Raw genomic sequence first — 24,374 nt, forward strand, 5'->3', positions numbered from 1 at the left:
CGGCGCATCTCGCACGGCGCCCCTGTCATGATATCAATCTGCAGGCTCTCCTGGCCGGACTGGCGTGTGCAGCCGCGGCCACAGGTCGCGCAGCAAGGCGGGATCGGGCACGTCGATGCCAAAGCGTTGCGCCAGAATATCCTGCGCGTGCGCGGCGTCCCGCAGGCGTTCTCTCTGGATTTCGCCGTTGGGACGCACCAGTGTGACACGGTCGTTCAGTAGCGACAGGCGCCCTTCTGTGCTGGCAAGCGCGGCATACAGGGCGTAACGGAAGTGCGATGAAGGGTGCGTGCACAGATAATAGTTCACCGCCTCGTAGTCGATAGGATACTGGGCCTGAAGATCGAACTGATAAAGCTTGCGCCATTCGCCCTGTAGCAAGGTTTCGAGCAGGTAAAGGCCGTCATGCGACGACACCCTGAATTGACCATGCGCTGTTTGCTGCGCGCCTTGCTGATCCAGGCATATTGGACCCGTCAGCGTGTTTCCGCCGAACCCGGTATCCACGATGTACTGCCGCTGCTCAACGGACACTTGCACCAACATGTGCGAGCGATGAGGCAGGGTATCCGCAGGCTGGTTCCACAGAACGCGCGCGGCGAGGCGTCGCGGCGTAAAGCCCAATTGCTCCAGCACATGGGCAAACAGCAGATTGTGTTCATAACAATAGCCGCCGCGGTGGCTGCGCACCAGCTTGGCCTCGAGGCTGGGCAAATCCAGGGCCACCAGCCTGCCCAGCAGCGGGTCCAGATTCTCGAAGGGTATGTGCTCGGTATGCAGTGCATGCAGCGTCTGCAGCGTACTGAGTGTCGGCGTGGGCGTCTCGCTATAGCCGATACGCGCAAAATAGGTATCCAGGTCTATCAGGTGCGAAGGCTGGGGGGACATGGTGGCTCCGATTGTTCAAGGGCAGCGATTGTTGACGGCAACGCGGTCGGGTTCTGAGACGAGACGCCTGCATCAGGCCAGTTGCCTGTATCGAAAACAGTCTGTCGTGTGATCCATGATGGCGCCGATGGCTTGCAGGTAAGACTGGCAGATCGTGGGTCCGACAAAAGTGAAGCCGGCTTTCTTTAGGGCGCGGCTCATGGCTTGGGCTTCGGGCGTAACGAGAGGGATGTCCTCGTGCCGCGCATAGTGGTGAATCAGGGGCTTGCCGCCTACGAATGACCAGACCAGCGCAACGGGGTCATCCTGCCGCAGCCACGCCTGTGCATTTTGCCGCGCAGCCTTGAGCTTGAGGCGGTTGCGGATGATGCCGGTGTCGTGCATCAGAACGTCAAAGATATAGTCGTCGTCCATGCCGGCGAGGGCAACGGGATCGAAGCCGAACAGCACATCGCGGTAGCGCGGCCGCTTGCGCAGCACGGTAATCCAGGACAAGCCTGCCTGAAAACCTTCGAGCAGAAGCATTTCGAACAGATGGGCGGGATCGCGCGAGGGTACGCCCCACTCCTCATCGTGGTAGGCCAGGTAGAGCGGATCGTCGGAGCACCAGTGGCAGCGTTTCATGGGCTTTATTCTAGCGCCACGCGGAAGTGATGTCCGGCAGCAGGCGTTGCGTAGTGGGGCGGCGCGGGGGTGATCTTTGCCTATATGGCGATATCGTCGCTTTGTGCCGCTGTGGCGGACAGGGTGCAGGACAAGGCGGCGCAGGCTGCGTGCGCGACGGCCGCACCCAGCACGATCACCGCCGGGCTGCCCAGGCCATGCGCTTGCGCCGTGTCGGCCAGTTGCGCCAGTGTCGTGATGGCGTGGCGTTGGTCGGCACAAGAGACTCGCTGCACGATGGCCACAGGCAGGGTAGGGGCGAAACCGGCCTGCAGCCATTCGTCAGTGAGGCTGGCCAGATGGCGCATGCCCATGTAGCAGACGATTGTCATGCCGCTTTTGGCCAGGGCATGCCAGGCGGGCTGGTCGCCGTTTGCGGTATGTGCCGTGACGAACGCCACACCGCGGGCCACCTCTCGGTGTGTGAGCGGCAGACCGAGTGCGCTGCCTGCCGCAAGGCCGGCGGTGATCCCGCTGACGCTGTCCACGTCGATGCCTTGCGATTGCAGCCAGGCGATTTCTTCGCCGCCCCGCCCGAAAATGAACGGATCGCCACCCTTGACGCGGGCGACGGTATAACCGTGTCGGGCATAGCGTGCCATCAGTCGCAGGATGAACGTCTGTGGCGTGGACTTGCAGCCGCCGCGCTTGCCGACCTTGATCATGCGCGTGCCTGGGCTGGCCAGGGCCAGTACACCTTCGCCGACGAGATCGTCGACCAGCCACAGTGTGCTTGCGGCGAGGATGCGCAGGGCTTTCAGCGTCAACTGTTCGGGATCGCCGGGGCCGGCGCCAACCAGCCAGACTTTGCCGGCAGCAGGCCTGTATGGGGGAGTGGCTTTCATGGTATTTAAGCGTCCTTCAGGTTTGCGTGTTCGATCATGCGACGCAGCTCGGGCAGGCAGGCGCCGCAGGTGATACCGCATTCGAGCGTGGCTTTGAGCGCGTCGAGGTCCAGGCCTGTGTCCAGCGCCCGCTGGATGGCTTGATCGCTCACATTGGCGCAGGCGCAGACAATGCGAGCCCGTGCAGTGGGGGTGCTGCGCCCCATGAGCACCTGGCTGGGGCCTTGCGGCGCCTGGCCCGTATCAGCCCAGTGCAACAGCGCCTCGGCGGCTCGCACATCGCCGGCCAGCAGCCAGGCACGCAGTGTTTCCCCCTCACGATGCAAGCGGCGAACGATGCCGCGCGCGGGGTCGTCGAATGCCAGATCGGCTTCTTCCAGCCCTATGTCGCGTATGAGCGCGTCCAGCAGGTCGGGGGCGATGCACGCCGGGCTGGCGATACGCAGACGCACGCTTTCGCCGCCCAGGGCCGACGGAATCAGCATGGCAAAGGGGAAGCGGCGCAGCCAGGGCAATAGCTTGCGGCGCAGTGCGGGCGCGCTCCCCTGTATCCAGGCCTGTGCATGCCAGGCGAACTGCAGCGCTTCGATGCGGGCAGCGCTGTGTTTGAGTTCGGGCTGATGTGAGCGCGGGTCGCGCGCACTGTTGGCGAGTGCGTTAACGCCATCGCCGGCGATAAAGCTGCTGCCCCAATGCATGGGCACGAAGGCGTGACCAGGGCGCAGGCTGTCGTCGGCGCTTGCGGGCAAAATGACGCTGCCTCTGCGGGTGCGTACCCGAACCAATGCGTCATTGCTTAGCGCATATCGCTGCATATCGGTGGGATGCAAGGCGATGCAGGGCGACTCAGCATGGCGTGTCAGTGCAGGCGCCAGGCCGCTGCGGGTCATGGTGTGCCATTGATCGCGCATGCGCCCGGAGGTCAGCCGCAAGGGGTACTGCGCGGATACGCCCTCGGCCACAGGGATATAACCGGTGTCGAAAAAGCGGGCGCGCCCGTCAGGGGTCGCGTAACGGCCGTGCCCGTACAGACGCACGGAGGGGCGCCGCGGGCCAGTTTGCTGTGGATATGGCCATTGCTGGGGCCCTTCGCGCTCTAATACGCCGTAGTCCAATGCACTGTAGTCCAGATCTTGCCCGGCGGTGCTGCGGGCGTGTTCCGCAAAGATTGCCGCTTCGTTGGCGTAGCTGAACAGGGCGGCTTTGTCGGGGGCGATGCGCGCGGCCAGCTTGCGGGCAATGGCGCTTGCCAGTTCCCAGTCGGGGCGTGCGTCGCCGGGTGGCTCGATGGCGGCGCGTACACGGCTGATACGCCGTTCGGAGTTGGTGACGGTGCCGTTTTTTTCGGGCCACGTGGCGGCGGGCAGGACGAGATCGGCATAGGCCAGGGTTTCCGTGTGGGCAAAGGCTTCCTGCACGATGACCAGTTCTGCCTTTTGCAGGGCCGCACGCACCTTGGCCTGGTCGGGCATGGATTGGGCCGGGTTGGTGGCGGCGATCCACAAGGCCTTAATCTGGCCTTGCAGCACGGCGTCAAAGAGGTCGATGGCGGTTTTTCCGGGTGTATCGGGTAGCTGGTCTACGCCCCACAGGCGGGCCATTGCCGCTCTGTCGTCCGCGCTGGCAGGGTCGCGGTGGCCGGGCAGCAGTGTGGCCATCGCGCCGGCTTCGCGGCCGCCCATGGCGTTGGGCTGGCCCGTCAGCGAGAACGGGCCGGTGCCTGGCCGGCCGATGTTCCCGGTTGCCAGATGCAGGTGTATGAGTGCCGCGTTTTTGGCGGTGCCGCTGCTCGATTGGTTCAGCCCCATGGTGTAGAGCGACAGCGCGGCGTCTGCTTGTCCGAACCAGCGGGCCGCCCGCACGATATGTTCTGCCGGTACGCCGCAGATATCCTGTGTGGCGCCGGGAGTGAATTCGTGGATGCGTTGCTTGAGGGCGGCGAAACCCGTTGTGTGCCGCGCGATATAGTTCAGGTCGACCAGTCCGTCCCATACAAGCACATTGAGCATGGCATGAAACAGCGCCACATCGCTGCCGGGCAGAATGGGCAGATGCAGATCGGCGATGTCGGCAGTATCAGTGCGGCGCGGATCCACGACAATAATCCTGATGCCGGGCCGGCGTTGTTTGGCTGCTTCGAGCCGGCGAAACAGCACGGGATGCGCAAACGCGGTGTTGGAGCCTGCGATCAGTATCGTATCGGCGTGGTCCAGATCTTCGTAGCTGGCGGGTGGCGCGTCCGCGCCCAGTGTCAGTTTATAGCCCGACACCGCGCTGGACATGCACAGCCGTGAATTGGTGTCGATGTTGTTGGTGCCAATCAAAGCGCGCGCGAACTTGTTGAAGACCGCATAGTCTTCGGTGAGCAACTGGCCGGACAGATAAAAGCCCACCGCATCGGGACCGTGCCCGCGTATGATCTCGGCCAGCCGGGAAGCGGTAAGGTCGTAGGCATCGGCCAGGGCAATGTCGTGGCGTGCGGCGGACTTGTCGGTGCGCCACTGCGCAGACAAAATGCGACTGCCATCACGTCCGACGGTTGCGGCCAATGCGTGGCCTTTGCTGCACAGCCGGCCCAAGCTGGAGGGATGGCGATCGTCGCCATCCACCGCCAATACCTGCTGGCCGGTGCTGTGTATGCGTACGCCACAGCCAGTGCCGCAATAGCAGCAGATGGAGTGCGTGGTGCGTAGGGCGGCGGAACGCTCCTTCATTCCAGGCCCGGCAATGCGAGGTACACACGCCCGTCGTGCAGGCGAACATCAATCGTGCGCACGCACCCGGTGTCCGGCGCGCAGGCCTCGCCATTCTCCAGGTTGATATTCCAGTTATGCAGCGGGCAGGTAACCGTATGGCCATGTACCAGTCCGTCGGATAATGGGCCGCCCTTGTGCGGGCAGCGATTGAAGACGGCGAACACATGGCCGTCCGATGCCCGAAAGACGGCGATGGCGTCCAGGCCTTCAGGGCGAACGATGCGCGCGCCCAGCGGAGGAATGTCGTCAATGTGACAGATGGCTGTCCATACGTGTACGGCGGTGGTGTTCATGTTTGTGTGTCCTTGCGTGGGGCAGTGCAGTCAACAGGCCGGCTCATCGTCATACCGACAAGGTTTCGAATTCGCGGCGTGCCGGTGAGGCAGCCACGCGCTCGGCCCAGGGATCTTTAACAAAGGACAGGGCGAACTTCAGCCGTGCATACAGTTGAGCGCGGTTGGCGGCGTCGCCGACGACGCGGGCCTTGGCGTGCTCCAGTCCCACGCGATCCAGGTAATGGCAGGTGCGCTCCAGATAGAAGGCCTCTTCGCGGTAAAGCTGCAGGAAGGCGCCGCAGTGCTCGAGCACTTCCTCAGCCGTTTGCAGCTTGACGAAGAACTGCGCGACTTCTGTCTTGATGCCGCCATTGCCGCCCACGTACAGCTCCCACCCAGAATCCACGGCGATGATGCCGATATCCTTGATGCCGGATTCGGCGCAATTGCGAGGGCACCCCGACACCGCCAGCTTGACCTTGTGCGGACTGCCCATGCCTGCGAGTTCTTTCTCCAGCGCGATACCCATGCCCGTGGAGTCCTGCGTACCAAAGCGGCAGAAGGCTTTGCCCACGCAGGTTTTGACGGTACGCAGGCTTTTGCCGTAGGCATAGCCGGAGGGCATGTCCAGATCTTTCCAGACCGCAGGGAGGTCATCTTTTCGAATGCCAAGCAAATCGATGCGCTGCCCGCCTGTCACCTTGACCATGGGTACCTTGTATTTGTCCGCGACATCCGCAATGCGGCGCAGCTGTGCAGGCGTCGTGACGCCGCCCCACATGCGCGGCACCACGGAATACGTGCCATCTTTCTGAATATTGGCGTGCGCACGCTCGTTGATGAGGCGAGACTGGGAATCGTCGCGCGCTTCGCCGGGCCAGGTCGAGAGCACGTAGTAGTTGAGCGCGGGCCGGCAGCTTGCGCAGCCGTCCGAGCTACGCCACTCAAGAAAGCGCATGGCATCGGAAACACTGGTCAGGTGCTGTTCGCGTATGGCCTTGCGGATATTTCCATGGGTGAACTCTGTGCAGCCACAGAGCGGCTTTTCGGTCTTGGGCTTGATGTCGGCAGCGCCACCGACACAACTGATGAGTATCTGCTCGACCAATCCCGCGCATGATCCGCAAGAACTTGCGGCCTTGGTGTGCTTCTTGACGTCGTCGACGGTGAACAGGCCTTGTTCCCGAATGGCCTTGACGATCGTCCCCTTGCACACGCCGTTGCAGCCGCAGACTTCGGTGCTGTCGGGCATATTGGCGATGCTGTTCTCGCCAGCGTGGCCGGTATCGCCGATGGACCCTTCGCCGAACATCAGATGTTCGCGCAACTGGGCAATGGACTTGCCTTCGCGGATCAGCCGAAAATACCAGGCGCCATCGACCGTGTCGCCATACAGGCAGGCGCCCACCAGCTTATCGTCGCGTATCACCAGTTTCTTGTATACACCGCCCACCGGGTCGGCCAATGTGATGGCTTCGGTCTGCGAGCCGCCAACGAAATCGCCCGCGGAAAACACGTCAATGCCGGTCACTTTGAGCTTGGTCGAGGTTGTGCTGCCCGCATAACGACTGATGCCGAACATGGCCAGATGGTTGGCGGCTACCTTGGCCTGCTCGAACAAGGGCGCTACAAGGCCGTAGGCCATGCCGCGATGGCTGACACACTCGCCCACGGCGTAGATACTTGGGTCGAAGGTTTGCAGGGTATCGTTGACGACGATGCCGCGGTCGGTGTGAATGCCGGCCGATGCCGCGAGGTCTGTGTTGGGGCGGATACCGACGGCCATGACGACCAGTGCAGTGTTGATTTCGCTGCCGTCCTGAAAGCGCAGGGCGCGTACATTGCCGTGCACGTCACCCAGAATCGCTTGCGTCTGCCGCTGCATCAGAAAGGCCAGCCCGCGGTCTTCCAGGCGCTTTTGCAGCAGGGCTGCTGCCGTGCCGTCAAGCTGCCGGTCGAGCAGCGAGCTGCCCAGATGCACCACGGAAACATCCATGCCGCGCATTGCCAGCCCGTTGGCGGCCTCCAGCCCGAGCAGGCCGCCGCCGATGACCACTGCGTGCTTGACGCGGCTGGCCGCGTCTATCATCAGGTTCACATCGCGTATGTCGCGAAACGTGATGACGCCACTCAGATCATGGCCCGGCACTGGCAAAATAATGGGATGTGAACCGGTGGCCAGCAGCAGACGATCATAGTTCGCGGTGATCCCGTTGCTGGCGACAACTTCCTTGCGCGCGCGGTTGATCCGGATCACGCTTGTATTCAGGTGCAGCGTGACATTGTTTTCGCGATACCAATCCAGGTCGTTCAGCACGATGTCCTGCAAGGTCTGCTCGCCAGTCAGCACCGGAGAGAGCAGGATGCGGTTGTAGTTGGGGTGCGGCTCGGAACCGAACACGGTAATGTCATAGAGATCCGGATCAAGTCTGAGCAGTTCTTCGATCGTGCGTATGCCGGCCATGCCATTGCCGACGACGACTAACTTGTATGTCTTCATCTGGTGCCTCGTGGAATCTGTCACCCCTGCTCACGCAAAACGCATGCCAGCTTGTGTTCAGAAGCTCCCCACCCTGTGCTTGGGCGGAAGAGCATCTCCTTGCGGCAATCCTCCCATGGTGCGTTGCACCAGAATCGTGCGCTGCGCAAGCCTTGGCACTGTTATCGTGCCAGTGTTCTATAATGCTGTGCATTCATACAGCGATACTGTCATGGGCACTCTTCCACCGCCGGATCCTGCCGCGCCTGAGCGGCGCATTGCGCACCTGGACATGGATGCCTTCTACGCATCGGTGGAGCTCCTGCGCTATCCGGAACTGCGTGGTCAGGCAGTAGTAATAGGGGGCGGCAGCCGCCACCAGCCGCGCACCTGGCCCGATGGCCGCCGCGAATTTTCCCGTTTGCGCAGCTACGCCGGGCGCGGCGTGGTCACGACGTCAACCTACGAAGCGCGCGCGCTCGGCGTGTTTTCGGCCATGGGGATGATGAAGGCCGCGCAACTCGCGCCAGATGCTGTGTTGCTGCCCGTGGACTTTGCCGCGTATCGGCACTATTCCAGGCTATTCAAGCAGGCGGTGGCGCAGATTGCACCGGTGATCGAAGACCGGGGCATTGATGAAATCTATATCGATCTCACGCTGCTGCCCGAGGCATCGCAGGCGCTTGCCCAGCGGCTCAAGGCGGCGGTCAGGCAAGCCACCGGCCTGACCTGTTCAATCGGTATTTCGCCCAACAAGCTGTTGTCCAAGCTGGCATCCGAACTCGACAAACCCGACGGCATCACCCTCATCGGCCCGGGCGATTTGCAGCGCAGAATCTGGCCGCTGGCCGTGGGCAAGGTCAATGGCATCGGGCCCAAGGCCAACGCCAGGCTGCAGGCGCTGGGCATAGAGACGATCGCGCAACTGGCGCAGGCCAAACCGGCATTTCTGCAGGCGCACTTCGGCCTGAGCTATGCGCGCTGGCTGGTGGAGGTTGCGCAGGGGGTGGATGATCGCCCAGTGCGCACGTCGTCAGAACCCAAGTCCATCAGCCGCGAAACAACCTTCGACCGCGATCTGGATGTACGCCGTGATCGTAACGAGCTGTCGGGCATCTTCAGACGGCTGTGCGAACTGTTGCAGGGTGATCTGGAGCGCAAGGGCTATGTCAGCCGCACCATAGGCATCAAACTGCGGTTCGATGACTTCCAGACGGTGACTCGCGATGTCACGCTGCCGGTGCCCATCAGCGATGCAGACGCCATACGGCGCGCCGCCGGGGCATGTCTGCGCAGGGTGTCGCTGGACAAGCGCATCCGGCTGCTGGGCGTGCGCGCCAGCGGCCTGCAGCAAGGCAGCGGGGCGATAATGCACGAACCTGTGCAGCTAAGCCTGTATTAAATAAAACCGTTCGCGCCTGCGGAGCGGTATTATTTAATAACAATCTTCCGTTTTTCATGCTGGTCTAATAACAGGAAGGAATATATTTGTTATTAACCCGTTGTTATAAAAATGGAGCAGGCTTGGTAGCATGAAGAGCCAGCGGCCATGCGTTGACCGACATGGCCATTACCGCTTTTTTACGGAACCAATAATGAAGCCTTCCTATTTTGTACGCGGCCTGCTGGCCGTGGGCGCCGTGGCATTTTCACTTGCGACGGGCGGCGTTGCCCACGCCGAAGACCTGCTCGATACCGTCAAGGCGCGCGGTGCGTTGATCGTGGGTGTCGAGGGAACCTACCCCCCTTTTAATTACATTGATACCAAGACAGGCCAGCTAGAAGGCTTTGATATCGACGTGGCCAATCTCATTGCCGACAGATTGGGCGTCAAGGCGCAATTCGTCAAAACCGAATGGAGCGCCATCCTGGCCGGCCTGAGTTCGGGCAAGTTCGATGCCATCGTGAATCAAGTCGGGATTACACCGGAGCGCCAAAAGGCGTTCGACTTCTCCGTGCCGTATGTGGCGTCCAGCCCCCAGCTCATTCTGCGCAAGAACGATGACAGCGATTACAAAAGCTTTGCCGATCTCAAGGGCAAGAAGCTGGGCGTATCGCAAGGCAGCAACTATGAGGCATTGGCCAAGTCGCAGGAAGGCGTAGACGTCAAGAGCTATCCCGGCGCCCCCGAGTATTTGTCCGACCTGGTCAGCCGTCGTGTGGATGCGGCGCTCAATGATCAGTTGATGACGGCCTATCTTGTCAAAACGTCGAATATTCCCATCAGGGGTGGCGCCATTGTCGGCGAACCCAAGTTCAACGGCATTCCCTTTCGCAAGGGCAATCCCGAATTCCAAAAAGCCCTGAACAAGGCCCTGGAGGATTCGTTTGCGGATGGCGAGTTTGCCAGGATTTCCGAAAAATGGTTTGGCATCGACGTCAGCAAAGTACGCAAGCCGGAATAGTCCATGGATTTTATGGCGTTGATGGCGCTGGCCGCCCCGATATTGCTCAAGGGCGCCGGCTATACCTTGATTTTTGCGTTTTCGGCGATGCTGGGCGGCCTGCTCATTGGCATATTGCTGGCGGTGGCGCGTATTATCCCCAGCCGCTGGACGCAAGTGCCGGCCCAGGTCTATGTCAGCATGATGCGCGGCACGCCGCTGCTGGTGCAGGTATTCATTGTTTATTACGGCCTGCCCAGCGTCGGGATATCATTCGAGCCGCTGACGGCCGGCATTCTGGCGCTCAGCCTGAATGCGGGCGCGTATATTTCCGAGAGCCTGCGCGGCGCCATCCTGGGCATCAGCCGCGGCCAGTGGTCGGCGGGCTATAGCCTGGGGCTTACGTACCGGCAGAATCTGCATTATGTGGTGTTGCCCCAGGCTTTTCGCCTGGCGGTGCCCGCGATGAGCAATTCCCTGATCAGCCTGATCAAGGATACCTCCCTGGTCTCTGTGATTACCGTCACCGAGCTGCTGCTGGCGACCAAGGATGTGATTGCCACCACGTTCCAGCCTTTGCCCCTGTATCTGGCGGCGGCGGGTATTTACTGGGTGATGAGTCTTTGCCTGGAAGGCGTGCAGGGCCGGCTCGAACGCTATTTTGGCCGCAGTGTGCGCAACACCTGAAGACCTTCTTACTGCTTGATTAAAGATCGAATTCGGGCTCGACGTCATCGCCCACCCGGAGCAGGGCGCCATCGTCCGCCCCCGCCACCACGGCATTGACGCCGAACAACACGCCGTCGGGAAACTGGCGGTGTTCGGCCAGGGTGATGCCGGGCTCAGGCGCCGACAGGGCCGTGGCCTGATCGATATTGGGAATAGGGCAGCGCGCGCAGCGTTTGACAAAGGCAAACGTCATGGCGCCGGCGCGCATGGCCGAAAGATAGTCTTCTTCGTAGGGATCCAGCCCGTCCAGCACAATGTTGGGGCGGAAACGATTCATGGGCACCGCAGGCTGCCCCTTGGCGACAAGGCGGCGGTTCAGCTCCTCGAGCGACTGTTGCCCTGCCACCAGAAAAGGAAAGCCGTCCGCGAACGCGAAGGGATGGCTGGCGGGAAAGTCGCCGGCCCATTCCCGGTTGCGCGTGAGCCATGCATCGACATGCTTGGGGCTTGCCACGCGGTTCGCGCGAGGGTGTACGCGCAACAGGCGGCAGGAGACGCCCAGGAACTGGCTCAGCCATTGAGCGGCCGCGTCGCCTTCGTCAAAGCCAGTGGTGTCGGCGGCCCAGATGCGCACGGACACCTGCTGCGGATCATTTGCAGGCAGCTGGCCGCTTACGGCCAGCTGCGGCATGCCTGGCGCCGACAGGGTCAGATCGCCGTTCGCCCCATCCGGCAGGCCTGGCTGTACCAGGGCCATGCGCGCGTACTGGCGCTGCGTCATGAAGATGCCTTTGCTGTCGACAATGACCCAGTGGCGATCCATGGGCAGCCCCCCGCGAAGAATCGTGGCCTGGTCATGGTTGACGCCGGCGCAGGATTTGATGGGATAGCTGTGCAGGCTGAGGATGCGAACGGTCATGGGAATAATCTGCGTGTAGGGGAACGGGTGCGTAGAAGGGTTGACGAAAGAATGTCTCAGATAAACGCGGGCACGGAAATCGGACACAGTCCTTCTGGCGCATAATACCGTTTTTTGGACGTTTTCCGCTGACCGGCGAAGTGCTCGCCTGGCGTCGGCAAAGGTGCATGCATGCCACTCAAGGATACGTTGGCGGCGTTGGTGGTCATTGTCGCCTGGGGCCTGAATTTTGTTGTGATCAAGCTCGGGCTCAGCGAAGTACCGCCGCTGCTGCTGGGGGCGCTGCGCTTTTTCTTCGTGGCCTTTCCCGCTGTGTTCTTCATCAAGCGCCCGCAGCTTCCCTGGCGCATCATTGTCCTCTATGGGCTCACCATTAGCCTGGGCCAGTTTGTGTTCCTGTTTATTGCGATGTCGGTGGGCATGCCCGCCGGGCTGGCGTCGCTGGTGTTGCAGGCACAGGCCTTCTTTACCGTATTGATTGCCGCGGTATTCATGAGCGAGCGGCTGCGCTGGAACAATCTGCTCGGGATGGTCGTGGCGGCCGGCGGCCTCGTGCTGATTGAACAGGGCGCCGAAGCCGGTACGATGACGCTGATCGGCTTTGTGCTGACACTGGTCGCGGCGTTTTGCTGGGCATCGGGCAATATTGTCGTCAAGGGCGCGGGCAAGATCGACATGCTGCCCCTGGTGATCTGGGGCGCCTTGATACCGCCCCTGCCTTTTCTTGCGCTGTCATGGCGGTATGAAGGGCCCGAGCTGATGTGGTCCAGTCTGGCCAACATCAGTTATGTGGGCGTGCTGTCGGTGGTCTATCTTGCCGGCGTTGCGACGATTGTCGGCTATTCGCTGTGGGGGCGCCTGCTGGCTCGCTACCCGGCAGGCAAAGTCGCGCCGCTCAGCCTGCTCGTGCCGGTACTGGGGCTGTTGTCGTCCGCACTGTTGCTGAACGAACATCTGGCCGTCGTGCAATGGTATGGTGGCCTGGTGGTGATGGCGGGCCTGGCCGTGAATCTCTTCGGTCCAAGGCTGCTGGGCAGGTTTGCCGCGGTGCGCCGCCCACTGGGGTAAAATCCTCGGCTCAAGGAGCCCTTGGGTTTGCTGTCATCTTTTCACCTCTTTTACTACAGGATGTCATCATGAAATTCGATCAGTCGGGCGTGGACGCGCTTATGGAAATCACATCGCGTCCCGAGCTGGTTTTCGTGCGCGGGCAAGGCTCGTGGCTTGAGGACCACCACGGCAAACGATATCTGGATTTCGTGCAAGGCTGGGCGGTGAACTCGCTGGGCCATTGCCCGCCATCGGTCGTCAAGGCGCTGAACAGCCAGGCGGCAACGCTGATCAATCCGTCCCCTGCTTTTTACAACAAGCCCTCGATGGATCTGGCCAAGCGCATTACGGGCGCGTCCTGTTTCGATCGGGTTTTCTTTGCCAACAGCGGTGCGGAGGCCAACGAGGGCGCCATCAAGCTGGCGCGCAAATGGGGCCAGCTCAAGCGCAACGGCGCCTACAAGATTATCACCTTCGACCACAGTTTCCACGGCCGTACGCTGGCAACCATGTCTGCCTCGGGCAAGCCGGGCTGGGATCGCATTTTCGCGCCGCAGGTCGAAGGCTTCCCCAAGGCGGAACTGAATGATCTGGATTCCGTGCGGGCGCTGGTCGACGACCAGACCGTCGCCATCATGCTTGAGCCTATCCAGGGCGAAGCGGGTGTCATTCCGGCAACACGCGAGTTCATGCAGGGCCTGCGCGCCCTGGCCGACGAAAAAGGCCTGCTGCTGATCGTGGATGAGGTCCAGACGGGCTATGGCCGCAGCGGCAAGATGTTCGCCTATGAGCTGTCCGGCGTTCAGCCGGACATCATGACGCTGGGCAAGGGCATCGGCGGCGGCGTGCCGCTGGCGGCCTTGTGCGCCCGCGAAGAGGTCTGCGTGTTCAAGCATGGCGATCAGGGCGGCACTTACAACGGCAATCCGCTGATGACAGCCGCGGGCGTCGCCATCTTCGACACGCTGATGGCGCCCGGCTTCCTGGATTCTGTCAACGCTCGCGCCAAACAGCTTTCCGAAGGCCTGCTGGCGCTGGCTTCCAAATGGGGTATGCAGGGCGAGCGTGGCGAAGGCCTGCTGCGCGCGTTGATGCTGGACCGCGACGACGGTCCGGCTCTCGTCGACACCGCGCGGGACATGGGCCCCGAGGGCTTGCTGTTGAACGCGCCGCGCGCCAGCCTGTTGCGCTTCATGCCTGCGCTCAACGTCACGGAGCAAGAGGTCGACCAGATGCTGACCATGCTCGACGATGTGATCTCCAAGGTGCGCCGTTAAGCCTGTTTGCCCGGATGGGTGAAGTCAAAAAGCCTGCAGCGATGCAGGCTTTTTTCAGGCCGTCTGCATGCGCAGCTGGACGCCGCGCAAGGGCAGGCGCAGTGAAATGGCCGCTGCCGCGAACAGCAGGAGGCCGGCCATGCCGAACGCGATCAGGTGGGTATGGAACACCTCGTAGGCCCACCCGCCCAGCCACGCGCTGAGCGTTCCGCCCAACTGGTGGCCGACATACGCCCATCCGCAGAGCACGCCCACCAGCCGCGTGCCATAGACGTCTGCCATGATGGCCGAGGAAAGCGCGACGCTGCCCGCCCAGACAATGCCGCCGATGGCCGCCACGCTGTACAGCTGCCAGGGGGCGGCCGCTTCGACCAGCCCCAAAAATCCCAGGCCGCGCACGATATAGATCAGGGCCAGGATGTTGCGTCGCTGCACGATATCGGACAGCCGGCCCAGGGCAAAGGAACTGGCGATAGCGACCACGCCAATCAGGGCGATGCCAAATGAGCTGGTGTGGGGCCCGAAACCATGGTCCATCAGCATGGGCATGCCGTGGGTGCCCAGCAGATTCATGCTGAACCCACAGGCAAAGAGCCCCAGGGTCAACTGCCAAAACGGCAGGGTGCGCAGCGCATCTTTCAGGCGCAGGCTCGGCGCCTGACTGGGCACGACAAAATTGCGGGGAGCGGGTCGGGCCGCGGCTTTGGCGTCCTGCCGGGCAGGCCTGCCCGTAAACATGTCTGCGTTGTCTGGCGCCTGCTCGCGGATCACAAACAGCGCGGCGGGCACGGTGATCAGGGCAAACAAGGCCGCGAATCCGACCATGGCCTCGCGCCATCCAAAGGTTTCGATTGCCGAGGTGAATGCCGGCGTCAGGATGGCGATCCCGGCCATGGAGCCCGCCGACAGCAGTATCAGTGCCATCCCCCGCTGCCGTACGAACCAGCGGCTGATGACGGGTGTCAGCGACACCGGGCTGGTAAATGCCAGACCGATGGAAAGAAAGATACCGAAATACAGGGTCAGGCCGACGATGCTGGTGGTCAGTATGGTTCCCAGGATGGATGCCGCCACAATGGCGGTGCCCAGCAGCAATACCGCGCGGGTGCCCCAGGCGCTGACAAGCTGCCCCGCCAGCGGCATGCCCAAGCCATAGACCATCATGCCAAGCGCCACGATGCCTGACAATTCGCTGCGCGACAGCCCCAGGTCTTGGGCAATGGGCAGAAAGAACGGCCCGACACTCAGCCGCATGCCAACGGTAAGCAGCGTCAACAGCGTTGCCGCGCCAACGATATACCAGCCAAAATAAAGCCCGCTTTCTCGTTGTTGTGTGAACATCGTTATTGCCGTGATCCGTGACAGTATCGTAAGGCTCGTTCAAGAGCCTGTGGTAATTAGCTCAAAACCCGAGGTAATTAGATACTTTACTCCAGATGTCTTCCCCCGTCTTAGGGTTTCCACCGGGTTATATGAATTTCGGCAAGAGGTTTATCTATTTCAGCTAGTTTTAAGCGTTCGAAAATCCAGTAATCTGCCTCTCATAAATACCACATTATTGGAGACTGGTATGAACAAGACAGAAGTGTTCAGCGATGAACGCCTTTCGGGGGGAAAACTGGCGGTGCTGGGATTGCAGCACGTGCTGGTCATGTATGCCGGCGCGGTGGCTGTACCGCTGATTGTCGGCCGTGCTTTGAATCTGAGCTCCGAGGAGGTGGCCTTTCTGATCGCGGCCGACCTGTTCTGCTGCGGTTTGGTCACCATTATTCAGTCACTCGGCGCGACCCAGTGGTTCGGCATCAAGCTGCCAGTGATGATGGGCGTAACCTTTGCCGCAGTGGGCCCCATGGTGTCCATAGCGGGCAATGCACCCGGGCATGAAGGGGCGCGTCTATTGTTCGGGACGATTATCGGGGCGGGTATTATTGCCATCCTCATCGCCCCGACGGTCAGTCGCCTGCTGCGATTCTTTCCGCCCGTCGTGACAGGAACCATTATTGCCATTATCGGCATCACACTGATGCGGGTCGGCGTGAACTGGATATTCGGCAATCCGGTTGGTCCAACCGCCCCCAATCTGGTGGATCCGACCTACACAGAGTGGCTCAAGAAGGCAGCGTCGCTGGGCAATGCGCCAGGCTCCGCATTGCCGCCGTTGCCCGATGGGCTGTCTATCATGCCCTCTGTGCCTAATCCGCGGTATGGCGATTTGATGGGCGTCGGGATTGCCGCGGTGGTGCTGGTATCCATCCTGCTGGTCACCAAGTATTTCAAAGGCTTCGCCTCAAACGTCGCAGTGTTGCTGGGGATTGCGATTGGTGGCGTCCTGTCCTGGGCGCTGGGCCTGATGACGTTCGAGAAAGTGGCGCGTGCCGACTGGGTCGATATCATTCTGCCTTTCCACTTCGGCATGCCCATTTTTGACCCCATCATGATAGGCACCATGACGCTGGTGATGATTGTGGTCATGATCGAGTCCACGGGCATGTTCCTGGCGCTGGGCGAAATGACCGGCAAGCCCGTGACGGAACAGGATCTGGCGCGTGGTCTGCGCACCGATGGCCTGGGGACGCTGCTGGGCGGTATCTTTAATACCTTTCCGTATTCCAGCTTCTCGCAGAACGTAGGCCTGGTGGCGGTGACAGGGGTACGCAGCCGTTTCGTCTGCGTGGCCGGCGGCGTCATTCTGGTGATTTTCGGCCTGCTGCCCAAGCTGGCGGCACTGGTGGAATCGTTGCCGACAGTGGTGCTGGGTGGTGCCGGCATTGTGATGTTCGGCATGGTCACGGCGACGGGCATCCGTATCCTGGCGGGCGTGGACTTCAAGAACAATCGCAACAACGCGATGATTGTGGCGATTTCCATCGGTGTGGGCATGATCCCGCTGGTGGCCCCTCATTTCCGCCAGTGGATGCCGCATGCCATTCATCCCCTGATTGAGTCGGGCATTCTGCTGACCTCCATTTCGGCACTGGCACTCAATCTGTTTTTCAATGGCGCCGCCAAAGACGACGAAGCGTGCGTCCAGGCTGCCCTGAACGCAGAACATTGAGCGCTGCGTAAGCAGGCAGGGACCGGGCGCTGATCAGCGCCCGTTCTGTTTGCGCCAGGCCTCGAACTCGGGCTGTGTGCGCGGGTCTGTCGCGGGATAGAGTCCGAGTATGGAGCGCCCTTCGCGCACCTTCTCCGTCACGAAATCCTCAAAGGCGGTCATCTCGAACGCTTCCTGGGCGATCTCGCCGACCAGATGCGCCGGAATCACGACCACCCCCTCTTCATCGCCAAACAGGATATCGCCCGGAAAAACGGGTGCATCGCCGCAGCCTATGGGTTCATTGATGGCGATCGCCTGATGATGTGTCAGATTGGTGGGAGGAGAGGGGTTGTGATGGTAGGCAGGTATATCCAGCAGAGCGATCTCGGGCGAATCGCGAAAGCCCCCATCGGTCACAACGCCTGCCACACCGCGCTGCTGGAGACGGGTGACCAGAATGCCGCCAGCCGAAGCGGCGCGGCCATCCTTGCGGCTGTCCATGACCAGTACCGCGTTCTCGGGGCATTCTTCCACGGCCTTGCGCTGCGGATGGTCATGATCGCGAAAGACTGACAGTTGGTTCAGGTCTTCCCGCGCCGGGATGTAGCGCAGCGTGAAAGCAGGGCCTATCATGCGGCGCCTGGCCTTGCCGACTGGGTAGACACCCTGGATGAGCTGGTTGCGCAAGCCGCGCTTGAACAAGGTCGTGGTGACGGTAGCGACGCTTACGTGCTCAAGCTGCGCCCTGATGGCTGGCGTTAATGCGGACATGTATGCACTCCTAGAAGATGTCTGGCTCACCCGCGGTCGGACCAAAGCCGGTCTGCAGGAAATCGAAATCACAACCGCTGTCCGCCTGCTGAATGTGGCGGGAGAACATCCATCCGTAACCGCGCCCATAGCGCGGGGGTGGCGGCGTTCTGGCTGCTTCGCGCCTGGCCAGTTCGGCGGGTGTGACATTCAGGGAGATGCGGCGTTCGGTCAGGTTTACGGTGATTTCGTCCCCCGTTTGCACCAGCGCTAATGGCCCGCCGATATAGGCTTCGGGCGCCACATGCAGAATGCAGGCGCCATAGCTGGTGCCGCTCATGCGCGCGTCCGAGATGCGCACCATGTCGCGCACGCCCTGTTCAATGAGCTTTTGCGGGATCGGAATCATGCCCCATTCAGGCATGCCGGGTCCGCCTTGTGGTCCGACGTTGCGCAGCACCAGCACATGGTCGGCGGTGACCTCCAGATCGGGCTGGTTGATTCTGGCCTTCATGTCCGGATAGCTGTCAAAGACCAGCGCCTTGCCGGTATGGTGCAACAGGCGTTTCTCGGCAGCCGCTGGCTTGATCACGCAGCCGTCCGGCGCCAGGTTGCCCTTGAGCACCGCCAGCGAGCCCTCAGCATAAATGGGGTTGTCCAGGCTGCGGATCACATCGTCGTTGTAGACTTCAGCGCCTTGCAGTGTCGCACCGAGTGTCTGTCCGCTGACGGTCATCACGTTCAGATCCAGATGGGATTTCATCTGGACCATCATGGCGCGCAGGCCGCCCGCATAATAAAAGTCTTCCATCAGATAGCGGTCTCCCGTCGGCCGAATATTGGCAATGACGGGAATCTTGCGGCTGGCGCTGTCGAAGTCGGCCAGGCTGATCTCGCAACCTGCGCGCCTGGCTTGCGCGATGACATGGATGATGGCATTGGTCGAGCACCCCATGGCCATGGCAACGTGGATGGCGTTGATAAAGGAGGCATGCGACTGTATCTTGTCCGGTGTCAGGTCTTCATGAATCATTTCGACGATGCGCCTGCCGGATGCGGCGCACATGCGCATATGATTCACATCGGGGGCGGGGATAGAGGATGCGCCGGGCAGCGTCATTCCCAGCGCCTCGGCGATGGCGGTCATGGTGCTGGCGGTGCCCATCGTCATGCAGTGGCCGTGCGAGCGCGCAATCCCGCCTTCGATACCAAGCCACTGCACAGGCGTAATCTTGCCCGCGCGCCGCTCATCCCAGTATTTCCACGCATCGGAGCCCGAGCCCAGGGTCTTGCCTTCCCAGTTGCCGCGCAGCATGGGGCCGGCCGGCACATAGATCGCGGGGACACCGGCACTGGTGGCGCCCATCAGCAGCGCGGGCGTGGTCTTGTCGCAGCCTCCCATCAACACCACACCGTCTATGGGATGGCAGCGAATGAGTTCCTCGGTTTCGAGCGCGAGCAAATTGCGATAGAGCATGGTCGAAGGTTTGACATATTGCTCCGCCAGTGATTGCGCAGGCAGCTCTATGGGAAAGCCGCCCGCTTGCAGTACACCGCGCTTGATATCTTCGACACGTTGCTTGAAATGCGCGTGACAGGGATTGATGTCGGACCAGGTGTTGATGATGCCCACAACAGGTTTGCCTGCCCAGTCTTCGGGGCCGTAGCCCATCTGCATCATGCGCGAGCGATGGCCAAAGCCGCGCAAGTCGTCCGGCGCGAACCAGCGCGCGCTTCGTAGCGTTTCAGGTTTTTTCATTTGCGTGCCTGCGTCAGTTAGCTTTGCATGCCCCAGCGGCGTACCGTTTTCTTTTCAATCAGCCTGAAGACAAAGTTTTCGACGACCAAACCAATGATGATCACGGTAAGCAGGCCAGCAAAGACTGCGGGGATGTCGAGCAGGTTGCGGTTTTCGAAGATGAACCACCCCAGGCCGCCTTTGCCGGAGGCCACGCCAAAGACCAGCTCGGCGGCGATCAGCGTGCGCCAGGCGAAGGCCCAGCCAATTTTCAGGCCGGTGAGAATGGACGGAAAGGCGGCAGGGATGAGAATGCGGGCCACATAGCTCAGGCCGGTCAGCTCGTAGTTGCGCCCCACCATGCGCAGGGTCTGTGATACCGCCATGAACCCTGACTGTGTATTCAGCGCCACGACCCATACGACAGAGTGCAGCAGCACAAAGACGATGCTGGTGGTGCCCAGGCCAAACCAGATCAGGGCCAGGGGGAGCAGCGCGATGGCCGGCAGGGGGTTGAACATCGCCGTCATGACTTCGAGAAAGTCAGTGCCAATCTGCGTGCTGATGGCCAGAATGGTGATCACCGCGGCGATGAGTATGCCGATGCCATAGCCCATGAGCAACACTTTCAGCGACGTCCAGGCGCGATCGACCAGGACGCCGTCGGCGATGCGATCGATGAATGATTGCACAGTGTCGGTGAGTGTGGGAAACAGCAGCGGGTTGTCCAGCAAGGTGCCATACACTTGCCAGGCGACAGCCAGCAGCAGGATGATGACGGACTTGCGAACAAACGCATCGGCCCAGATCCGGTATATCAAAGGCAGCTTTCGTACAAGAACAGCCTGCTTGTTGTTCTCACTGGCAGCGGTGTCCTGTTTCAGCGTGATCGTAGCGCGCGTCATGCCGGGTGTGCTCCTTCTTGATCAAACAGCAATCCGTGAATTTCTTGCTCCAGGCCCGCTGCTGCGGCGGCATCGTCGCCGATGGCTTGCACATTGCTGACTTCGGCCTTGACTTCGCCTGGATGAGGCGACAGCAGCAGAATGCGGTTGCCGATGCGTATGGCCTCGGCGATGGAGTGGGTGACAAACATGACCGTAAAGCGAGTTTCGTCCCACAACTGAAGCAGCTCGTCCTGCATCTGCCGGCGCGTGAGCGCATCCAGCGCAGCAAAAGGTTCATCCATCAGCAGGATGTCCGGCTCCATGCACATACCGCGTGCGATGGCGACGCGCTGCTTCATGCCGCCCGACAGCAGATGCGTATAACTGTCGGCAAACTTGCCCAGATGCACTTTTTCCACATAGGCCCGGGCGCGCTCCTGCGCCTCTTTGCGCGGCATTTTGCGCGCAACCAGCAAGGGGAACATGACGTTCTCCAGCACCGTCTTCCAGGGCAGCAATTGGTCGAACTCCTGGAAGACCATCATGCGGTCGGCGCCAGGACGCTCGACACGCCTGCCCTTGATGCGTATTTCTCCTTCTTCGGGCATCAGATATCCGCCCACGGCCTTGAGCAGTGTGGATTTGCCGCAACCCGAGGGGCCAAGCAACACGAAGCGATCTCCCGCATTCACCGTGAAACTCACTTGGTCGGTCGCGGTGATGATGGCGTCCGGTGTTTTGTAGCGCAGTGTGACCCGATCGACGTCCAGCAGGGCCTGCGTGGTTGCGGTCGTCATGATCAGCTGCCGTTGAGGTCGGCGGATTCAGGCAGGAAATAGTCCGTCCATGCGCCGGGTTCGGTTTTCAAAATGCCGACCTTGACCATATGCCTGGCGAACTTCATCGAGCCTGCCGGCGCCATCTGAAAGTCCATCATGCCGGGTTGCTTGAGCATGTCCAACAGCTCCTCGCGGCTCGTCTGGTCGCCGCTGATTTCACGATAGATATCCACGGCTTCGGGCGTATGCGTCTTGATGAAGCCGATGGCTTCTTTGGATGCCGCCAGCACAGCCTTGATGATGACGGGATTGGCCTCAGCAAACTTGGTGGTGGTGAACAGCGTTGATTGTGACAGTCCGCCATCGATGATGTCGTTCGATCGCAGCAGGACGTGCGCATTGGGCACTGTCTTGAGCTCTTTGTAGTAGAAGGGGGGCGCCGCGAAGTGAGTACTGATCTCGCCGTTTGGATTGGCCAGCATGGCTGCCGCATCGGGGTGGCCAAGCTGGACGGTATTCGCGTCCAGCCTGGACCAGTTTTCCGCACCCCATTCTTTTTCTGCCGCCATTTGCAGCAAGATTGCCTGTGTGGAAACCCGTACGGTGGGTACGGCAATCTTGTCCTTGGGCCCAAAATCCTTGAGCGAATTGATGTTGGGGTCGCGGCTCACCAGCGCCAGCGGCAGCGCCGAGTTGGTGGTAATGCCCTTGACCTTGCCTTTGGTGCGATCCCATAGCAGTAACAGATTGCCTACGCCGCTGTTGACGATTTCGACGTTATCCGAAAGCAATGCATCGGTGGAAGCGCCGCCGCTGCTGAAAGAGCGCCAGTTCACCTTCAGGTCTTTCAAGCCTTCCTGGGCCGCGTATTTTTCAATCAGTTCCTGCTTTTGCATGACGAGGGCAGGCAAATACAGAATGCTCGGCTGCTTGGTGATGGTGATCTCGGTTTTTTGCTGCGCGTACGCGCAGGTGCCTGCCATGCCGACGGCAGCCAGGACCACAGCCGCGGCATATTTGCGTGTAGATATCATTGTCTCGCTCCGTTTGAACTACCTTTGGTGGAAAAGGTGCTGCAAATCCTTTTGAAATATACTAATATATTAGTGTATGAGTTGTAAATGATAAATTTTCATCAGCCAATTAATTTGATTGTTTTTATCTATGAATGCACCGACCGGGTTTGATCGCGCGCGACATGCGGTACCGCAGCTCTACGAATTGTTGCGGGCCAGAATTGTTTCGCTGGAACTGGAACCAGGCGCGTCGTTGTCCCGGCCGCAGATGGCGCTGGAATTCGGCATTAGCCAGACGCCGGTGCGCGAAGCCTTGCTGAAACTGGCTGAAGAAAGACTGGTGGACGTGTTCCCGCAATCGGCCACCCGAGTAAGCCTGATTGATATGGCTTACGCGCAGGAAACCCATTTTCTGCGCCGGGCGATAGAGCTGGAATTGGTGCGCGAAATCGCCCTGATGCGGCCGCCTGCGCTACTGGCGCGGCTGGTTGCCCTGTTGGCCCAACAAGAAGCATTGCGCGATGCGGGCGATTTTGATGGCTTCACCGAAGCCGATCAGGCGTTTCACCGCAGCATGTACCAGGCCACAGGCAAAGATGCCTTATGGAGACTGGTGCGCAGCCGCAGCGGCCATATAGACCGGTTGCGGCGCCTGCATCTGCCGGCGGCCGGCAAGCTTGATCGCATTGTGGCGGATCACCGTCAGGTGCTGGACGCCATTCAGGCGGGAGATGCCTTGGGAGCCCAGGATAGCCTGCGCCAGCACCTGTCGGGTACGCTGGAGTATGCGGAAACCATACGCAAATCGCACCCGGGTTTTTTTACGCCGGGTTAAGAGCGGATCAGATCGTGAACTCGGGGCCGCCGTACTGCTTCTTGACGTGAATCTCGCCGGACAGAATCTGCTTGCGATAGGCCTCAATGCGCTGTTTCACGTCTTCGGGTGTCTGCTCAGACATAATGAGCCTGACCGCTTCAGGATTCTGCAGCCCAACCTTGAAGATCTCGCCGCGCTTGAACGTATTGTTCACAACGTCCTTGCACGCTTCGAACACGCCAATCCCCACGTCTGCGTAGGCAGAACCGATGAACACTTCGGGATCGCGGGCAACCCAGTCCGCCACGTTGCCGATCTGTTTGATGCCCAGGGCGCGGCAGGCTTCGGTGGTGCCGCTTCGGCCCGCATTGAGCATGGTAAAGATGATGTCGGCGCCGGCCTTGGCCTGTGCCCGGGTGACCCGGTCGGCAAGCGCAATGTCATCCTGGGCGCCCGAGAAGTTGGTGAGCAGTTTGATCTTGGGGTTTACGGTAAAAGCGCCGTCGGCATAGGCGGCGCGGCCGCGCAGGCCGGGCGGCACACGGATGCCGGATTGGTGGCCAATCACGCCGGTGCGCGTCATCATGGCTGCATAGGCGCCCCCCAGCCATGCCGACTCTTCCTGGAGCACGTCGTAGCTTGAGAGATTGCTGCCTGTGACACTGCCCTGGGTGACGACGAAAAGAATGTCCGGGTGGGCGGCGGCAACGCGCTCGGCGGCCTTGTTGTTCTGGCCCCCATGGGCGATGATCAGGTCCGGCTTTGCCGCGGCAAGTTTTTCGAGTCCGGCCGCTTGCGCCTCCGTCTCGTTGGCGACTTTGTCCAGATAGCTTGCCGTGACCCCCAGGCGACGTTGCGCCAGCATGAGTCCTTCGTAACCAGCCTGCATAAAGCCGCCATCGCTGGTGCTGCCGCAAAACAGGGCGGCCACTTTGGGCTTGTCCTGGTTCAACCGCAACGGTTGGGAGCAGGCGGCGAGCCCGGATACGGAAGCGGCAAGCAGGATTTTGCGTCTGAGCGGGTTGAACATGATGTTGTCTCCGTTTTCGTTGTGTACACCGGCATCCCCCGTGGAGCAGGTGATGTGAATGTATGCGAATTTGGCATCGGACAACGCTACGAAAATCGCATAATGGACTTTATAA

21 protein-coding genes are annotated in these 24,374 nt (G+C 60.9%); 7 read left to right on the forward strand and 14 right to left on the reverse strand.

The annotated features are described in order from the left end of the window. Positions 1-33 precede the first annotated feature (33 nt). The 6 genes from ERE07_RS16645 to nirB form a co-directional block, all read right to left on the reverse strand. The gene (locus ERE07_RS16645; RefSeq protein ID WP_130010175.1) at positions 34-888 is read right to left on the reverse strand and encodes an arylamine N-acetyltransferase family protein; all 855 of its coding nucleotides are present in this window, start codon (positions 886-888) and stop codon (positions 34-36) included. A gap of 72 nt (positions 889-960) precedes the next feature. Continuing rightward, positions 961-1,512, reverse strand: a complete 552-nt coding sequence (locus tag ERE07_RS16650; protein ID WP_130010176.1) for a DNA-3-methyladenine glycosylase I — start codon at positions 1,510-1,512, stop codon at positions 961-963. Positions 1,513-1,592: 80 nt separating this feature from the next. Further along, positions 1,593-2,396, reverse strand: coding sequence for a uroporphyrinogen-III C-methyltransferase (gene cobA, locus ERE07_RS16655; protein ID WP_130010177.1), 804 nt, complete (start codon positions 2,394-2,396; stop codon positions 1,593-1,595). 5 nt (positions 2,397-2,401) lie between these two features. Continuing rightward, the gene (locus ERE07_RS16660) at positions 2,402-5,110 is read right to left on the reverse strand and encodes a nitrate reductase (RefSeq protein ID WP_130010178.1); all 2,709 of its coding nucleotides are present in this window, start codon (positions 5,108-5,110) and stop codon (positions 2,402-2,404) included. After that, positions 5,107-5,445: a nitrite reductase small subunit NirD gene (nirD, locus tag ERE07_RS16665; protein WP_130010179.1), complete on the reverse strand. Its 339-nt coding sequence runs from the start codon at positions 5,443-5,445 to the stop codon at positions 5,107-5,109. Before nirD ends, ERE07_RS16660 begins: the two co-directional genes overlap by 4 nt. A gap of 49 nt (positions 5,446-5,494) precedes the next feature. After that, complete coding sequence (gene nirB / locus ERE07_RS16670) at positions 5,495-7,927, reverse strand: nitrite reductase large subunit NirB (RefSeq protein ID WP_130010180.1); 2,433 nt, start codon at positions 7,925-7,927, stop codon at positions 5,495-5,497. A gap of 211 nt (positions 7,928-8,138) precedes the next feature. Between nirB and dinB the strand changes: the two genes are divergently transcribed. The 3 genes from dinB to ERE07_RS16685 all read left to right on the forward strand — a co-directional run bounded on the left by dinB (position 8,139) and on the right by ERE07_RS16685 (position 10,977). Further along, positions 8,139-9,308: a DNA polymerase IV gene (gene dinB / locus ERE07_RS16675; protein WP_130010181.1), complete on the forward strand. Its 1,170-nt coding sequence runs from the start codon at positions 8,139-8,141 to the stop codon at positions 9,306-9,308. Between the two features lie 193 nt (positions 9,309-9,501). Continuing rightward, positions 9,502-10,311: a transporter substrate-binding domain-containing protein gene (locus ERE07_RS16680; RefSeq protein ID WP_130010182.1), complete on the forward strand. Its 810-nt coding sequence runs from the start codon at positions 9,502-9,504 to the stop codon at positions 10,309-10,311. Between the two features lie 3 nt (positions 10,312-10,314). Next, positions 10,315-10,977, forward strand: a complete 663-nt coding sequence (locus tag ERE07_RS16685) for an amino acid ABC transporter permease (protein WP_130010183.1) — start codon at positions 10,315-10,317, stop codon at positions 10,975-10,977. Positions 10,978-10,996: 19 nt separating this feature from the next. Here ERE07_RS16685 and ERE07_RS16690 read toward each other — a convergent pair whose 3' ends face one another. Beyond that, positions 10,997-11,878, reverse strand: coding sequence for an MOSC domain-containing protein (locus tag ERE07_RS16690; RefSeq protein ID WP_130010184.1), 882 nt, complete (start codon positions 11,876-11,878; stop codon positions 10,997-10,999). Between the two features lie 171 nt (positions 11,879-12,049). Between ERE07_RS16690 and ERE07_RS16695 the strand changes: the two genes are divergently transcribed. Both ERE07_RS16695 and ERE07_RS16700 read left to right on the forward strand, forming a co-directional pair. Further along, entirely contained in the window at positions 12,050-12,946 is an 897-nt protein-coding gene (locus ERE07_RS16695) for an EamA family transporter (protein WP_130010185.1), read from the forward strand. A gap of 68 nt (positions 12,947-13,014) precedes the next feature. Beyond that, positions 13,015-14,205, forward strand: a complete 1,191-nt coding sequence (locus ERE07_RS16700; RefSeq protein WP_130010186.1) for an acetylornithine transaminase — start codon at positions 13,015-13,017, stop codon at positions 14,203-14,205. Between the two features lie 54 nt (positions 14,206-14,259). On the opposite strand, the gene ERE07_RS16705 is transcribed toward ERE07_RS16700, so the two are convergent. Next, entirely contained in the window at positions 14,260-15,546 is a 1,287-nt protein-coding gene (locus tag ERE07_RS16705) for an MFS transporter (protein WP_130010187.1), read from the reverse strand. Positions 15,547-15,775: 229 nt separating this feature from the next. Between ERE07_RS16705 and ERE07_RS16710 the strand changes: the two genes are divergently transcribed. Then, on the forward strand, positions 15,776-17,260 hold the full coding sequence (locus ERE07_RS16710; RefSeq protein WP_130010188.1) for a nucleobase:cation symporter-2 family protein: 1,485 nt from the start codon (positions 15,776-15,778) through the stop codon (positions 17,258-17,260). A gap of 33 nt (positions 17,261-17,293) precedes the next feature. On the opposite strand, the gene ERE07_RS16715 is transcribed toward ERE07_RS16710, so the two are convergent. From ERE07_RS16715 to ERE07_RS16735, 5 genes are read right to left on the reverse strand one after another with little or no spacing between them, the layout of a single operon-like run. Then, positions 17,294-18,013, reverse strand: a complete 720-nt coding sequence (locus ERE07_RS16715; protein WP_130010189.1) for a ribonuclease activity regulator RraA — start codon at positions 18,011-18,013, stop codon at positions 17,294-17,296. Between the two features lie 10 nt (positions 18,014-18,023). Continuing rightward, positions 18,024-19,751 (reverse strand): L-arabinonate dehydratase, encoded by a 1,728-nt coding sequence (araD, locus tag ERE07_RS16720; RefSeq protein WP_130010190.1) that lies wholly within the window; start codon positions 19,749-19,751, stop codon positions 18,024-18,026. Between the two features lie 17 nt (positions 19,752-19,768). Continuing rightward, entirely contained in the window at positions 19,769-20,635 is an 867-nt protein-coding gene (locus ERE07_RS16725) for an ABC transporter permease (RefSeq protein ID WP_130010191.1), read from the reverse strand. Further along, the gene (locus ERE07_RS16730) at positions 20,632-21,414 is read right to left on the reverse strand and encodes an ABC transporter ATP-binding protein (protein ID WP_130010192.1); all 783 of its coding nucleotides are present in this window, start codon (positions 21,412-21,414) and stop codon (positions 20,632-20,634) included. Before ERE07_RS16730 ends, ERE07_RS16725 begins: the two co-directional genes overlap by 4 nt. Positions 21,415-21,416: 2 nt before the next feature. Beyond that, positions 21,417-22,430: an ABC transporter substrate-binding protein gene (locus ERE07_RS16735; protein ID WP_130010193.1), complete on the reverse strand. Its 1,014-nt coding sequence runs from the start codon at positions 22,428-22,430 to the stop codon at positions 21,417-21,419. A gap of 130 nt (positions 22,431-22,560) precedes the next feature. On the opposite strand from ERE07_RS16735, the gene ERE07_RS16740 reads away from it, so the two are divergent. Continuing rightward, positions 22,561-23,247 (forward strand): GntR family transcriptional regulator, encoded by a 687-nt coding sequence (locus tag ERE07_RS16740; protein WP_130010194.1) that lies wholly within the window; start codon positions 22,561-22,563, stop codon positions 23,245-23,247. A gap of 7 nt (positions 23,248-23,254) precedes the next feature. On the opposite strand, the gene ERE07_RS16745 is transcribed toward ERE07_RS16740, so the two are convergent. After that, positions 23,255-24,259, reverse strand: a complete 1,005-nt coding sequence (locus ERE07_RS16745) for a BMP family protein (protein ID WP_130010195.1) — start codon at positions 24,257-24,259, stop codon at positions 23,255-23,257. Between the last annotated feature and the right edge of the window lie 115 nt (positions 24,260-24,374).

The organism is Allopusillimonas ginsengisoli (assembly GCF_004153455.1).
Taxonomy (GTDB): Bacteria; Pseudomonadota; Gammaproteobacteria; order Burkholderiales; family Burkholderiaceae_B; genus Allopusillimonas; species Allopusillimonas ginsengisoli.